Raw genomic sequence first — 14,215 nt, 5'->3', positions numbered from 1 at the left:
GCGGGCGACGATCCGAAGGTGCCTGAGCCCAGGGGGCCTGAACCGGAGGAATCCACGACCGGACGCCTCCAGCAGGTCCAGGCCGCTCGCCTGGAGACGCTGGAGCGCCTGCGCCGGAGCGGCATCGAGCCGTTCGCCCTGGGCTTCGACAAGGACACCGACGTCGCCGACGTCATCGCGGAACACGGCCACATCGAGCCCGGCGCCGAGACCGGCGAACGGCGCTCGCTGGCGGGCCGGGTGGTCCTCGTGCGCCGTCACGGCAAGCTCGCCTTCGTGGTGATCCGGGACCGCTCCGGCGACCTCCAGCTGTTCCTGTCGGAGGACACCCTCGACCCGGGGGGCTGGGCCCTCCTCGACGAGATCAACCTCGGGGACATCGTGGGTGCCACCGGCGAGGTGGTGAAGACCAGGAAGGGCGAGCTGTCCCTGAAGGCCGACCGGCTGGTCATGCTGACGAAGTCGTTGCGTCCTCCGCCCGAGAAGTGGAAGGGCATCCAGGACCCCGAGCTGAAGATCCGGCAGCGGTACGTGCAGCTGTTCGCCGACCCTGAGTACCGCACGGTCGTCGACGCGCGGGCCAAGGTGCTCCATGCCTTCCGGGAGGAGCTGGACGAACGGGGCTTCGTGGAGGTGGAGACGCCGGTGCTGCATCCCACCGCGGGCGGCGCCATCGCCCGGCCGTTCGTCACCCACCACCGGACCCTGGACACGGACCTGTACCTGCGGATCGCGCTGGAGCTCTACCTGAAGCGCGTGCTGGTGGGGGGCCTGGAGCGCGTCTACGAGATCGGGCGGAACTTCCGCAACGAGGGCATCGACCGGGAGCACAACCCCGAGTTCACGATGCTGGAGGCCTATCAGGCCTACGGCGACTACCACACGATGATGGAGCTGGGGCAGGCCCTCGTCACCCGGGCCGCCCTGGCCGTCCGGGGAACCCTCCGGTTCGACTACCTCGGGCGGGAGCTGGACCTGGGCGGCGAGTGGCGGCGGGTCACCGTGCTGGGGGCGGTGTCCGAGGCCGTGGGGAAGGACGTCAGGCTCGACGACCCCGGCGTCCTCGCCGACCTGGCCCGGAGCCACGGCATCGACGCCGATCCGCCCTGGGGTCCGGGCAAGCTCGTGCTGGCGCTGTTCGAGAAGCTCGTCGAGCGCACGCTGTGGCAGCCCACCTTCGTCATGGACTTCCCGCGGGAGGTGTCGCCGCTGGCCCGGCCCCATCGGGACAACCCGCAGCTCACGGAGCACGCCGACCTCGTCATCACGGGCACGGAGATCATCCCCGCCTACTCCGAGATGACCGATCCGATCGAGCAGCGCCGGAGCTTCGAGATCCAGGCCCGGGCCCGCCAGGAGGGCGAGGAGGAGACCCATCCCATGGACGAGGACTTCCTGACCGCCCTGGAGTACGGCATGCCCCCCGCCGGCGGTCTCGGCCTCGGCGTGGACCGCCTGTTGATGATCCTCACGGACCAGGCCTCCATCCGCGACGTCATCCTGTTCCCCCACGTCAGGCCCGAGGAGCCGTCGTAGCGACGGAATTTCGCCCCGGAACTCATCCCCGCGTCCCATTCGTCCGAATGACGGGAGGGAACCCTTGTGCCCCTCCGAGCGTTACAAAGGGTGAGGGCTCGGGAACAACCTCGGTGAAGGAGAGAACGACGGACGCATCGAACGATGTGAGCCAGGGTCTTTCAGTAGCCGGGGGTATAATTCCCAGCGAAGGGCGCTTCGGCGGCGCGCGTCAGCGCCAGGCGGGGCGCCTGTCGCGCCTCGGGGGGAGGACGTGGTCCATCGATCCCCAGAGGCAAGCGAGCAGCGGGCCGGTCGGCCGGCTCGGAGGTCGTTGATATGTTCGAACGCTTCACCGATCGCGCCAGGCGCGTGGTGGTCCTCGCCCAGGAAGAGGCGAGGATGCTCAACCACAACTACATCGGGACCGAGCACATCCTGCTCGGTCTGATCCACGAGGGTGAGGGCGTGGCCGCCAAGGCCCTGGAGTCGCTCGGCATCTCCCTCGAGGCCGTGCGCCAGCAGGTGGAGGAGATCATCGGCCAGGGCCAAGCCGCCCCGACCGGGCACATCCCGTTCACCCCGCGGGCCAAGAAGGTCCTGGAGCTTTCCCTGCGGGAAGCGCTCCAGCTCGGCCACAACTACATCGGAACCGAGCACATCCTGCTCGGGCTGATCCGGGAGGGCGAGGGCGTCGCGGCCCAAGTGCTCCAGAAGCTCGGCGCCGACCTCAACCGGGTCCGCCAGCAGGTCATCCAGCTGCTGTCCGGCTACGCCGGCGGCAAGGGCGAGACCACCTCGTCCGAGCAGGCCCCGCAGGGATCCATGGTCCTGGACCAGTTCGGGCGCAACCTCACCCAGCTGGCCCGGGAGTCCAAGCTCGACCCGGTGATCGGGCGCGAGAAGGAGATCGAGCGGGTCATGCAGGTCCTGTCCCGCCGGACCAAGAACAACCCGGTCCTGATCGGCGAGCCCGGCGTGGGCAAGACCGCCATCGTGGAGGGACTGGCCCAGAAGATCGTGAAGGGCGACGTCCCCGAGACCCTCAAGGGCAAGCAGATCTACACGCTCGACCTGGGCGCCCTGGTGGCCGGCTCCCGGTACCGCGGCGACTTCGAGGAGCGCCTGAAGAAGGTCCTGAAGGAGATCCGCACCCGCGGCGACATCGTGCTGTTCATCGACGAGCTGCACACGCTCGTCGGTGCGGGCGCGGCCGAGGGGGCCATCGACGCCGCCTCCATCCTCAAGCCCATGCTGGCCCGGGGCGAGCTCCAGACCATCGGCGCGACCACCCGCGACGAGTACCGCAAGCACCTGGAGAAGGACGCGGCGCTCGAGCGGCGGTTCCAGCCCATCTCGGTGGACCAGCCCACCGTGGCCCATACCATCGAGATCCTGAAGGGCCTGAGGGACCGGTACGAGGCGCACCACCGGGTGTCGTTCACCGACGAGGCCCTGGTGGCGGCGGCGAACCTGTCCGACCGCTACATCTCCGACCGGTTCCTCCCGGACAAGGCCATCGACCTCATCGACGAGGCCGGCTCGCGCATGCGCATCCGTCGCATGACCGCGCCGCCCGACGTCCGCGAGATCGACGAGAAGGTCGCCGACGTCCGGATGCGCAAGGAATCCGCCATCGACGAGCAGGACTTCGAGCGGGCCGCGCGCCTGCGCGACGACGAGCGCCAGCTCCTCGAGGAGAAGCAGCGACGCGAGCGGGCCTGGAAGTCCGGCGAGATGGACGTGCTCTCCGAAGTGGACGAGGAGGAGATCGCCGAGGTCCTGTCGGTCTGGACCGGCATCCCCGTGTTCAAGCTCACCGAGGAGGAGACGGAGAAGCTCCTGCGCATGGAGGACGAGCTCCACAAGCGCATCGTCGACCAGGGCGAGGCCGTCACGGCCGTGTCCAAGTCGATCCGCCGGACCCGGGCCGGCCTCAAGGACCCCAAGCGGCCCAGCGGCTCGTTCATCTTCCTTGGGCCCTCCGGCGTCGGGAAGACCGAGCTGTCCAAGGCCCTGGCCCAGTTCCTGTTCGGCGACGAGGACATGCTGATCCAGCTCGACATGTCCGAGTACATGGAGAAGCACACGGTGTCGCGGCTGATCGGGTCGCCGCCGGGCTACGTCGGCTACGAGGAGGGCGGCCAGCTCACGGAAGCGGTGCGGCGCAAGCCGTTCAGCGTGGTGCTGTTCGACGAGATCGAGAAGGCCCACCCGGACGTGTTCAACACCCTGCTCCAGATCCTGGAGGACGGGCGGCTGACCGACGCGCAGGGCCACACCGTGGACTTCAAGAACACCGTGATCATCATGACGTCGAACCTGGGGACCCGGGACATCCAGAAGGGCCCCGGCATCGGCTTTGCCATCGCCGGCGACGACCAGATGGGCTACGACAAGATGAAGGACCGGGTCATGGAGGAGCTCAAGCGCTCCTTCCGGCCCGAGTTCCTGAACCGGATCGACGAGGTCATCGTGTTCCACTCGCTGACCCAGGACAACGTGAAGGACATCGTCGACCTCATGATGAAGCGGGTCCGCGAGCAGCTGAAGGCGAAGGACCTCGACATCGTGCTCACCGAGTCGTCCAAGGACCTCCTGGCCGAGAAGGGCTACGACCCGGCGCTGGGGGCCCGGCCGCTGCGCCGGACCATCCAGCGGCTGGTGGAGGACCCGCTGTCCGAGAAGCTCCTGTGGAAGGAGTTCCGGGCCGGGCAGACGGTGATCGTGGACGGACGCGACGGCGAGGTCGTCTTCGAGTCCGCCGACCCCACGCCCGACACGCCGCCGGTGGAGCTGGCAGGGCAGGGCCCGCAGGAAGGCTAGCCCGCGCTGGCCCGCGCAGGATGCGAGACGCGGGGTGAGCCCCTCCGCGACTCGTTTCAAGGCCGAACTCGAGCTCAGCGGCCGAAAGGTCGCTGAGCTCTTCGGCATCCTGGACCAGGGGCGGGGGCCATTCACCTCGGGTAACGGAGAGGATCGCGCCACTCGAGAGGGATGGCGATGCGTACCCTCTTTCGATTCAAGCAAGCAACGCATAGGGTGGCCGGACGTTTTGCAGGGAAGACGGCTCCGGCCGTCCAGGCACGGGCTGGCCGAACGGTCGGCCCCCGTTCCAATCCAGGAAGAGGTGAGGGCAGCGAGACCTGTAACGCGGACGATCGCGGTGGCCCTCGCCACGCTCGTGTTCGCGTCGGGGTGGCTGGGGGCGTCGACCGCGGCCGGCGCGGCCGGTGCGCCCGGTGCGCCAGGTCGAGACTTCGCGGGGTCTTCCGGCGACGCGGGACCGTCGGGCCCCGTGACGGCCGTCGCCCAGCCCCCGAACTCGCTCCCGGGAATCGACGTCTCGCACTGGCAAGGCGCGATCGATTGGGCTCAGGTCGCCGCCTCGGGTCAGCGGTTCGTCATGGCGAAGGCATCCGAGGGCCTCACCTACGTCGACCCCAAGTACCTGACCAACCGGGCCGGCGCGATGGGCGCCGGGCTCGCGTTCGGCGCCTACCACTTCGCGCGGCCGGACCTGCATCCGGACGACCCGGTCGGGGAGGCCGACCACTTCGTGGACACCGCGCAGCTGGAGCCGGGGAACCTGCTTCCCGTCCTGGACATCGAGCGGCGGGGCACCCTCACCACGTCCGAGGAGACCGATTGGATCCTGGCCTGGCTGGACGAGGTCACCGCGCGAACCGGGGTGCGGCCCATCGTCTACACCAGCCCCGGAGGATGGAAGGATCGAACCGGAGACACCACGGCGATCGCCGACGCGGGCTACACGACGCTGTGGGTCGCGCATTGGGGCGTCACCACGCCAACTGTGCCCGCGAACGACTGGCAGGGCGACGGGTGGACGTTCTGGCAGTACTCGGACTGTGGGAAGGTGCCCGGCGTCTCGAGCTGCGTGGACGTCGACTGGTTCAATGGACTGGACTTCGGACCGGTCACCATCCCCTCGCCGGACACCACCGCGCCCGTCGCGGTGCTGGCGACACCGACCGGGATCGACGGCTCCGTGGCCATCTCCTTCAGTGAGGTGGTGCGGTCGGTTACCCCGCAGAACACGGCGCTCCGCGTGCTCGACACGGGCGCGACCGTGCCCTCGAGCCTCGTCTGCCGGTCGAAGTCGAGCAACGAGGTGGACTGCTCCACGGCGAAGGTGATCACCGCGGTCCTGAAACCACTCGATCCGCTCGTGCCGGGGCAGAGCTACGCCGCGATGGTGAATCCACCCGGCGCCGTCCCGCCAGTGGTGGATCTGAGCGGCAACCCGGCCACCGTCACGGAGCAGAACTTCGCGGCGCCCACGTCGGTGGGGCCGGCAAGCGAGGCCATCCGCTACGGCTGGCGGACGAAGTCCAAGCCGTCGGCGTTCGGCGGCTCCTACGCCATGGATCACCTGGCCGGCGCGTCGGCATCGTTCACGTTCACCGGCAAGTCGGTGATCTGGTACACGGTGACGGGCCCCTCCCAGGGAAAGGCAGCCGTCTCGATCGACGGCCGCTCACGCGGCACGTTCGACCAGTACGCGCCGTCGGCCACCTTCAAGGTGGGTCGGGCATTTCGCCATCTCGGGCGGGGCGAGCACACGATCACGGTGCGTGTGGTGGGAAGGGGGCCGGCGAGCGCCTCCGACACCCTGGTGGCGATCGACGCCTTCGAGGCGGGCGGCAAGCTGATCAGGAATCCGGAGCTCCTGGCCTCGTGGCGGAAGGAGAGCGTGCCGGCTCCGTCGGGGGGCAGGGTTGCGGCGAGCGATCTCGCGCGGTCCGGGGCCACGTTCACGTTCCGGGGCACGGGGGTCGCCTGGCAGACCGTCCGCGGCCCGGATCAGGGCAGCGCGCAGGTCTTCGTGGACGGCTCCCTGGTCCAGACCGTGGACAATTACGCGAAGTTGGCGACGGTTTCCATACGGTCGGTCACCGGGCTGTCCGGGGAGGTGCACGTGCTGCGGATCGTCGTCCTCGGTCAGTCCCGGCCGGCCGCCACGGCAACCAAGGTCTCGATCGGCGGCTTCACCGTCACTCCCTGAAGGCCTCCATTCCAACCCCACGCGTACCGAACCCCTCCGCGCGTAAACGGAATCGGGGAGGCTGGGCGTTCATGGTGGCGATGAGCGAACCGGCGAGCGCAGTGGCGAGCGATACGGGTCCCGACGTCTCGGGCCGGTCCTCGTTCGAGGACTTCTTCTCCGAGCAGCACCGCGGGCTGTACGGAGCGCTGGTGCTGGTGACCCGGAGCTCCCACGAGGCCGAGGAGGTCATGCAGGACGCCTTTCTCCGGGTGTGGGAGCGGTGGGACCGGGTCTCCGCCGTCGAGGACCCCGTCGGGTACCTGTACCGGACCGCCATGAACGTGTTCCGGAGCCGGCGCCGCCGGGTGCTGGTGGCCCTGCGCCGGACCGTTCGGCCCCGCGAGCCCGACGACGGGCTGGCGGCGGTGGAGGATCGCGAGGCGGTCGTGCGGGCGCTCGCCCCGCTCACCCCCGGCCAGCGGGCCGCGATCGTGCTCACCGACGTGTTGGGGTTCACCTCCGAGGAAGCGGGCCGGGCCCTGCGGGTCCGGCCGGTCACCGTTCGGGTCCTGGCATCCCGGGGCCGGGCGGCATTGCGGAAGGAGATGACTGAGCGTGGATGACATGAAGGAATCGATGCGGCGGGCGCGTTCGGCGGCCACGCCGCCCGAGCCGGCGTTCGACCGGCTGGTCCGGCGCCGCGAACGCAAGCAGCGCAACGGCCGGATCGCCTCGGCCGCCGTCGCCCTGGTGGTGGTGGCCGGCGTGGTGGCCGGCGGCGTGTGGACGCTCGAGCACCGCTCGTCGAGGGCAATCGCGGGAAGCTCGGGACCGTCCGGGCCCTCGGCGACCGGCGCACCCTCGCCGGGAGCGATCTCTCCCTCGCTGGTGGCCGGCCCGGGCCAGTACTACTACTGGAAGACCGTCCGCCCGACGGGCGAGGGCGGGAACGTCGTCGAGGAGCTCTGGTGGAGCCAGGATGGCTCCGGCCGGTACCTGGTTGACCACGGGAACCCGAACTACGGCACGCCGAATAGCCAGACCTGGGGACCCGGCGGCCCTCCCGTGGACATGGGCTTCCCCTTCGAGACCGATCTGTCCGGGCTGTCCACGGTCCCGGCGACGCTGCTCCAGCAGCTGCTCGACCGAAGCTCGGAGAACGGCTCGTCGCCCGAACCGGACGTGACCATCGCTCCCGGCGTCAGCCCGGAGACCAGCCGGCTGTGGCGGTCCATCCAGAACATGCTCGAGCAGGGGGAGGCCACGGCGCCGCTCCGGGCGGCGCTGTTCGAGGTGGCGTCGGGGCTGGACGGGATCACCGTGCGGGATGGCGCCGGCGACCCGCTGGGCAGGCCCGCGATCACGGTGTCGGTGCCGCTCGGCGACTACTACTGCTCGGGTGGTCCGGGTGGCACGGACATCATGTGGTTCGACCCGCAGACCCACCTGCTGCTGGCTTCGAACGGCGACCTCGGCTGCTCGCCCTCGATGCTCGTGGTGGCCGGCGGGATCGTCGACTCCACGTCGGACACGGTGGCTCCCGGCGACGGCTACGTCCCGGCTCCGGTCAGCGACATCCCTGAGCCGACTCGAACCACCACGGTGCCCGGGCCGGAGCCCAGCATCATCACGGCGTCGCCGTAGTCCGGAGTCCGCCTAGCGGTCAGGGGCGGGAGGATCGGTCTGGGGCCGGTCCTCCCGTCCCTTTCCTGTGCCATTCCCCTCGACCAGCTGCTGGATCCTCTCCGCGAGGTCGTGAACCTGGCGGGTGAGGTCCGTGTTCGCCTCCAGGAGGTCGTGGACCCGCTCCGTGACCTCGGTGTTCGCTTCCAGGACCTTCTTGTGCGTCGCGGCCAAGGACTCGGTCCTGCGGCTCTCGCTGTAGTGGTGGGCGGCGAGCGCCTCGTCCCTGGCCGCGGCACGGTTCTGGCTCATCATGATGATCGGCGCCTGGAGGCCCGCCAGCGCCGACAGCATCAGGTTCAGCGCGATGTAGGGGTACGGGTCGAACTGCTTGTGGTCGAGCACCCGGGCCAGGAAGACGGTGTTCGGCACCATCCACGCGAAGATCAGGCCGAGGAACGTGAAGATGAACGGCCACGACCCGCCGAAGTGGGCGACGTTGTCGGCGACTCGCTCCCCCAACGTGCGATCGTCGTGCATGGCCTTGAGTGCGGGGTGGTCGAGGTTCCTCCGCCCCGACCAGGGAACTCCGGCGCGGCGTCTCGCGTCGGGGCCGCCGCCCGTCGAACCGCTGTCGCTATCCCCTGCCTCCGCCGCCGTCGCGGTCTCGGTCTCGGTCTCGGTCTCGGTCGTCCCCATTCGCCGGCCTCCCTCCATCGCCAGTGCGTTCCGGGCTGCCCGCTCGCTGCCACGAACCGAGACTGTCACACCCCCCTGCTAGGTTCGCGCCATGGCCAGGGTGCGAACGTCCCTCTCCTGCTCCGAGTGCGGGCAGCCGGCCTCGCAGTGGGCCGGCCGGTGCCCGGGATGTGGGGCCTGGGGGACCATCGCCGAGCGGGCCGCGGAGCGGTCCTCGGGCCGGTCTCCGGGCCCGGGAAGACGCCCCACGGTGAGCACCCTGATGGCCGCGGAGGCGCCCGGAGAGCGGGTGGGGACCGGCTTCGCCGGGCTCGACCGGGTGCTGGGTGGGGGCCTCATGCCCTCCTCCGTGGTGCTGCTGGCAGGTGAACCCGGGATCGGCAAGTCGACCCTTCTCCTCCACGTGATGGCCAACCTGTCGGTGGCCGGGTTCACCTGCCTCCTCGCGTCCGGCGAGGAGTCCCGGGGCCAGGTGGCGACCCGGGTCCGCCGGCTGGGCCTGGACGGCGAACGGCTCTCGTTCACCCCCGGCAGGGAACTCCCGGAGGTGCTCGACGCGGCGACGGCGGAGCATCCGTTCTTCCTGGCCGTCGATTCGATCCAGACGGTGCGCGACCCTTCGTCGCCGTCCATGGCCGGCGGGCCGTCCCAGGTCCGCGGGTGCACGGACGCCCTGGTCGGGCTGGCCAAGCAGGAGGGGATCACGGTGCTCGTGACCGGTCACGTCACCAAGGACGGCGACCTGGCCGGCCCGCGGACCCTGGAGCACGCCGTGGACGTCGTGCTGTCCTTCGAGGGCGACACGCGCTCAGGCCTCCGGGTGCTGGCGGGCGGGAAGAACCGGTTCGGCCCCGAAGGGGAGGTGGCCTGGTTCGAGATGGGAACCCACGGGTTGGCGGAGGTCGACCCGGCCAAGGTGCTGGCGCCCGGGGACGGCGGGCCGGGCGCGGCCACCGCGCTGCCGATGGCCGGCCGTCGAGCCCTGGCCGTGGAGGTCCAGGCCCTGGTGGTCGACACCGAGGGGGCGCCCCGGCGCCAGGCGGCCGGCCTCGATCTGCGACGGTTCTCGCTGGTCGCCGCGGTGGTGGATCGGGCCACCCGGCTGCCGCTGGCCCGAGCCGAGCTGTACGGAGCGTCCTCGGGAGGGTTGCGCATCGACGATCCCGGATGCGACCTGGCGGTGGCCGCCGCGCTGGCGTCCGCGGCGACGGGCCGGGCTCCCCCCCGGGCCTCGGCGTTCGTGGGAGAGGTCAGCCTGACCGGTCAGGTCCGGCCGGCCCCCGGCATGCCGCAGCGCCTGGCCGCGGCGAAAGGGGCGGGAATCACCACGGTGTTCGCGGCTGGGACGGCGAAAGGGCCGGACGGCATGCAGGTGGTGCCCGTCCGGCGTGTCGGCGACGCGCTGCGGTGGGCGGGGTCAGAAGGGGGCGAAGGGGCCGCTCAGAGGCCGGAAGGGCTGACCCGCCGCCGGGGCGGGAGGTGACGAAAATGTAGCCTTGACCTGCGATTTCGATTTTGCGAAGGCCCGGCGGGAAGTGCTACCCTAATGGTGCTCGTTCCACTCCATCGCCCAACGAGGGGGTTGTGTGTACCGTAAGGGTGACACTGTGGTCCATCCCGAACACGGCGCCGCGGTAATCACGGAACTTCGCGAACGAGACTTCCTAGGTGAACGCAAGAAGTATTTCGTACTTCGGCTTGCCTATGGGGATCTCACGCTCATGGTTCCCGTGGACAACACCAAGGACGTCGGGCTGAGGCAGGTCGTCAGCAAGCAAGAGGTCAAGAAGGTGCTCGACGTCCTGCGCGAGGACGAGTCGAAGATGGCGACCAACTGGAGCCGCCGCTTCAAGAACAACATGGAGAAGTTGCACTCGGGCGATCCGTACCAGGTCGCCGAGGTGGTCAAGAACCTCTCCATCCGCGAGCGGTCCAAGGGGCTGTCGGCGGGCGAGAAGCGGATGCTCGCGAAGGCGCGCCAGATCCTGGTCTCCGAGTTGGTCTTCGCCGTGGGGTCCACGGAAGCCGAAGCGGAGGGCATGATCGACCGCGTCCTCGACGAGGCGCACTAGCCAGCGCTCCAGCCGGCTCCAGCCACTCGGGGAGAACCCGCAGGAGGGACTTGAACCCGGCTGGCGGCTGCGGCACGGTGGAGTCGTGAGCGAGCCCCGAACGAGGAAGCCGGTCCCCCGCGGACGGCTCGTCGAGTTCGTCCGGTTCATCTTCGTGGTCCTGTTCGCCATCGGCGGCTACGAGGTAGCCACGAACGTGGGGTCCCAGGCCACCGGCAACACCGTCCTCGGGATCGTCCTCGGTTCGGCCACCGGCTATGTCGCCGGCGGCGTGTTCGGCCGCCAGACCGCAACCGCCGTGTCCGCCGTGGAGCAGGAGTTCCGCAGGGCCTCCGCCGCGGAGATCGCCGCGGGCGTGGCCGGCCTCATGGTCGGGCTGGTCATCTCCCTGCTGCTGAGCATCCCGCTGTTCAAGCTGCCCGCGGCGGCGGCGTGGCCGGCCGTGGTGTTCGTCTACCTCACCTTCCCGTACCTCGGCTACCGGATCGGCCGGGCCAAGCGCGAGGAGCTGTTCTCGCTGATCGGGCTGAAGCCCCGGGCCGCCGGGGTGGGCCGGAGCGAGGTCAGCGTGATGGACACCAGTGCCCTCATCGACGGGCGGATCCTTGAGCTGGTGCGCACGGGGTTCGTGAGCGGTGTGCTCCTGGTGCCGCAAGGGGTGCTGGGGGAGCTCCAGCGGATCGCCGATTCATCCGACCCCCGTCGCCGGACGCGGGGACGGCGAGGGCTCGACGTCGTGGCCCAGCTCCAGCACGACCCCACGGTGGAGGTGCTGCTGGTCGAGGAGGAGGCGATGGGCGACGTGGACGCGGGGCTGGTTCGGCTGGCCCGGGACCGGGGCGGGGCCGTGGTCACCGCCGACGCGAACCTCGCCAAGGTGGCCGAAGCCCTGTCGGTCCCCGTTCGGTCCATCAACGCCCTGGCCGCGGGGTTCCGGGTGCCGTTCCTGCCGGGCGAGGAGCTGTCCGTGCACCTGACCCGGGAGGGCCGCGAGCACGGCCAGGGGGTCGGCCATCTCGACGACGGGACCATGGTGGTGGTGGAAGGAGCCCGGCAGCTGGTGGGTTCCGACGTGGCGGTCACGGTGACCAACGTCCTCCAGACCACGACCGGGCGGATGGTGTTCGCCACGCTCACGGATCAACGGTCCGATCAGGCGGGGGCGGCGAACACGGCCGAGGATGGGGAGCAGCCGGCCTCGGGGCTCGGCTCCGCGTGAGCGGCGGCGCCGAGGCCGGGCTCAGCGTTGGCGGCGCGGTCGCCGTGGTGCTCGCGGCCGGGTCGGGAGACCGTCTGGGGCACGGAACACCGAAGGGCTTCGTGACGGTGGGCGGGCGCTCGATCCTGGCCGTCGCCGCCGAGGCCGCCGCGGCGTGTCCCGAGGTTGGCTCGCTGGTGGTGGCGGTGCCGGCCGGATGGGAGGTGCAGGCTGCCGCCGAGGTGCCCGCTTCCAAGCCGGTGGCCGTGGTGGCCGGAGGGCGCTCCCGGCACGAGTCGGTCCGGCTGGCCCTCGCCGCCGTTCCCGTCGACACGACAGCTGTGCTGGTCCACGACGCGGCCCGCTGTCTGGCCTCGCCCGGTCTGTTCCGGGCGGTCCTGGCGGCGCTGGTGGATGCCGATGGCGTGGTCCCGGTGATCGCCGTGCCGGACACCGTCAAGCGGATCCGCGACGGACGGGTGGTGGCGACGGAGTCCCGCGACGAGCTGGGGCTGGCCCAGACCCCGCAGGGGTTCCGGGCCGCCGCGCTCCGTGACGCCCACCGCCGGGCCGAGGCGGAGGGGCTCGAGTTCACCGACGATGCGGCGGCGGTGGAGTGGGCCGGCTACACCGTCCGGGCCATCCCCGGCGAGCGCGAGAACTTCAAGATCACGACGCCGGAGGACCTGGCCCGCGCCGACGCCCTGCTCTCGCGCGCGGACGCGGGGTCCTCCCCGTCGCCGCCTTCTCCGGCCGCGACCCCGGAAGCGACCGGATCCATCCGAACCCGTGGCTGAGCTTCGGTTCGGCCTCGGCTTCGACTCGCACCCCCGGGACCCGAGCCGGCCCCTGTGGCTCGGCGGGGTGTCCTTCCCAGGGGAGCCCGGCCTGGCCGGCCACTCCGACGCCGACGTGGTCTGCCACGCTCTGGCGGACGCCCTGCTCGGCGCGGCGGGCCTCGGCGACATCGGGCAGCATTTCCCGGACACCGATCCCCGGTACGAGGGCATGGGCGGCCTGGACCTCCTGGCGCGGACGGTCGCCCTGGTCCGGGCGCAGGGCCTGGAGCCCTCTTCCTGCGACCTCACGCTGATCGCGGAGCGGCCGGCGCTGGCGCCTCGCCGCGACGACCTCCGGCGGAACCTGGGGGCCGCCCTGGGCATCGAGGACCCGACCAGGGTATCCGTGAAGGCGCACCGGCCGGAGGGGCTCGGCCTCACCGGGGACGGGGCCGCGTGTCTCGCCCTCGCCGTGCTGGCGCCGCGGTGAAGGACTCGCCGCGCCGGGACCATCGCGCAGCGTCCCCGGCGCCGCGACGCGCCAGGCGCCTCGGCCCACCTCGCGGCTCGCCAGAGGGAATCTGGATCGCCGGCCGCCGGGCCGTCACCGAGGCGGTTCGGGCGGGCCGGGCTCGGGAAATTCTCGTCGCGGCGGGGTCCCGGCAGACGCCCGGCCTTCTGGGGCTGGTGGAAGCCGCCGCGGCGTCGGGGCTCCCACTCCGCGAGGTCCCGAGATCGGACCTGGACGGCATCGCCCCGGACCACCAGGGCGTGGCGGCCAGGGTCACGCCGCCCCGTCCGCTCACGGACCGGGACCTCCGGCGGCTGGCGTTCGGTCCCGACGCGGTCGTCGTGGTGCTGGACGGGGTCACCGATCCCCAGAACCTGGGAGCGGCCGCGCGCACCGCGGAGGCGGCCGGGGTCGACCTCCTGGTGACCAGGGAGCGCCGGTCCGCCCCCGTGACGGCCGCGGCCGTCCGCGCGTCGGCCGGCGCGCTCCTGCACCTTCCCTATGCCCGCGTGGTGAACCTGACCCGGACCCTGCGGTGGCTGGCCGACGAGGCTGCCTTCACGGTGGTGGGCCTGGACGAGGACGCTCCGGCGTCGATCCACGACGAGCCGTGCCCGCCCGGCCGGATCGCGCTGGTGGTGGGGTCCGAGGGCGAGGGGATGTCCCGCCTGGTCAGGGAGGCGTGCGACCAGCTGGTGCGCGTGCCCATGCGGGGGCGGGTGTCCTCGCTGAACGCGGCGGCGTCACTGGCCGCGGCCCTGTTCGGCTACGTCCTCCCCTCGAGGCCACTTCCAACCCGGTAGCGAGGGT

At 71.1% G+C, this 14,215-nt stretch carries 12 protein-coding genes; 11 read left to right on the top strand and 1 reads right to left on the bottom strand.

Annotated features, from left to right (window positions below; translation table 11 throughout):
* Positions 1-18: 18 nt before the first annotated feature.
* From lysS to M3Q23_04180, 5 genes are all read left to right on the top strand, one after another.
* Positions 19-1,536, top strand: a complete 1,518-nt coding sequence (gene lysS, locus M3Q23_04200) for a lysine--tRNA ligase (GenBank protein ID MDP9341313.1) — start codon at positions 19-21, stop codon at positions 1,534-1,536.
* Positions 1,537-1,854: 318 nt separating this feature from the next.
* On the top strand, positions 1,855-4,341 hold the full coding sequence (locus M3Q23_04195; GenBank protein ID MDP9341312.1) for an ATP-dependent Clp protease ATP-binding subunit: 2,487 nt from the start codon (positions 1,855-1,857) through the stop codon (positions 4,339-4,341).
* 340 nt (positions 4,342-4,681) lie between these two features.
* Positions 4,682-6,541 carry a hypothetical protein gene (locus tag M3Q23_04190; protein MDP9341311.1) on the top strand — a complete coding sequence of 620 codons (1,860 nt, stop codon included), beginning with the start codon at positions 4,682-4,684 and terminating at the stop codon, positions 6,539-6,541.
* Positions 6,542-6,621: 80 nt separating this feature from the next.
* Entirely contained in the window at positions 6,622-7,146 is a 525-nt protein-coding gene (locus M3Q23_04185) for an RNA polymerase sigma factor (protein MDP9341310.1), read from the top strand.
* Between the two features lies 1 nt (position 7,147).
* Positions 7,148-8,167, top strand: a complete 1,020-nt coding sequence (locus tag M3Q23_04180; protein MDP9341309.1) for a hypothetical protein — start codon at positions 7,148-7,150, stop codon at positions 8,165-8,167.
* A gap of 12 nt (positions 8,168-8,179) precedes the next feature.
* Here the strand turns inward: M3Q23_04180 and M3Q23_04175 are convergent, their stop codons facing one another.
* Positions 8,180-8,845, bottom strand: a complete 666-nt coding sequence (locus M3Q23_04175; GenBank protein ID MDP9341308.1) for a DUF1003 domain-containing protein — start codon at positions 8,843-8,845, stop codon at positions 8,180-8,182.
* Between the two features lie 91 nt (positions 8,846-8,936).
* Here M3Q23_04175 and M3Q23_04170 point away from each other — a divergent pair, with 91 nt between their 5' ends.
* The 6 genes from M3Q23_04170 (at position 8,937) to M3Q23_04145 (ending at position 14,208) form a co-directional block, all read left to right on the top strand.
* Positions 8,937-10,328, top strand: coding sequence for a DNA repair protein RadA (locus M3Q23_04170; GenBank protein MDP9341307.1), 1,392 nt, complete (start codon positions 8,937-8,939; stop codon positions 10,326-10,328).
* Between the two features lie 103 nt (positions 10,329-10,431).
* Positions 10,432-10,917 carry a CarD family transcriptional regulator gene (locus tag M3Q23_04165; protein MDP9341306.1) on the top strand — a complete coding sequence of 162 codons (486 nt, stop codon included), beginning with the start codon at positions 10,432-10,434 and terminating at the stop codon, positions 10,915-10,917.
* 85 nt (positions 10,918-11,002) lie between these two features.
* Positions 11,003-12,136, top strand: coding sequence for a TRAM domain-containing protein (locus M3Q23_04160; protein MDP9341305.1), 1,134 nt, complete (start codon positions 11,003-11,005; stop codon positions 12,134-12,136).
* Positions 12,133-12,912: a 2-C-methyl-D-erythritol 4-phosphate cytidylyltransferase gene (gene ispD / locus M3Q23_04155; protein ID MDP9341304.1), complete on the top strand. Its 780-nt coding sequence runs from the start codon at positions 12,133-12,135 to the stop codon at positions 12,910-12,912. Before M3Q23_04160 ends, ispD begins: the two co-directional genes overlap by 4 nt.
* Positions 12,905-13,384 (top strand): 2-C-methyl-D-erythritol 2,4-cyclodiphosphate synthase, encoded by a 480-nt coding sequence (gene ispF / locus M3Q23_04150; GenBank protein ID MDP9341303.1) that lies wholly within the window; start codon positions 12,905-12,907, stop codon positions 13,382-13,384. The genes ispD and ispF overlap by 8 nt, the downstream gene beginning before the upstream one ends.
* The gene (locus M3Q23_04145) at positions 13,381-14,208 is read left to right on the top strand and encodes an RNA methyltransferase (protein MDP9341302.1); all 828 of its coding nucleotides are present in this window, start codon (positions 13,381-13,383) and stop codon (positions 14,206-14,208) included. Before ispF ends, M3Q23_04145 begins: the two co-directional genes overlap by 4 nt.
* Positions 14,209-14,215: the final 7 nt, after the last annotated feature.

This window comes from Actinomycetota bacterium (assembly GCA_030774015.1).
GTDB lineage: Bacteria > Actinomycetota > UBA4738 > UBA4738 > JACQTL01 > JALYLZ01.
The sequence above is the reverse complement of the archived record's forward strand: the minus strand, read 5'-3'. Positions and strand labels throughout refer to the sequence as shown.

Coding starts and splice junctions, on each gene's coding strand:
- M3Q23_04170 (MDP9341307.1), top strand. CDS start 8,937: ATGGCCAGGGTGCGAACGTCCCTCTCCTGCTCCGAGTGCGGGCAGCCG.
- M3Q23_04175 (MDP9341308.1), bottom strand. CDS start 8,845: ATGGGGACGACCGAGACCGAGACCGAGACCGAGACCGCGACGGCGGCG.
- M3Q23_04185 (MDP9341310.1), top strand. CDS start 6,622: ATGAGCGAACCGGCGAGCGCAGTGGCGAGCGATACGGGTCCCGACGTC.
- M3Q23_04180 (MDP9341309.1), top strand. CDS start 7,148: ATGAAGGAATCGATGCGGCGGGCGCGTTCGGCGGCCACGCCGCCCGAG.
- M3Q23_04195 (MDP9341312.1), top strand. CDS start 1,855: ATGTTCGAACGCTTCACCGATCGCGCCAGGCGCGTGGTGGTCCTCGCC.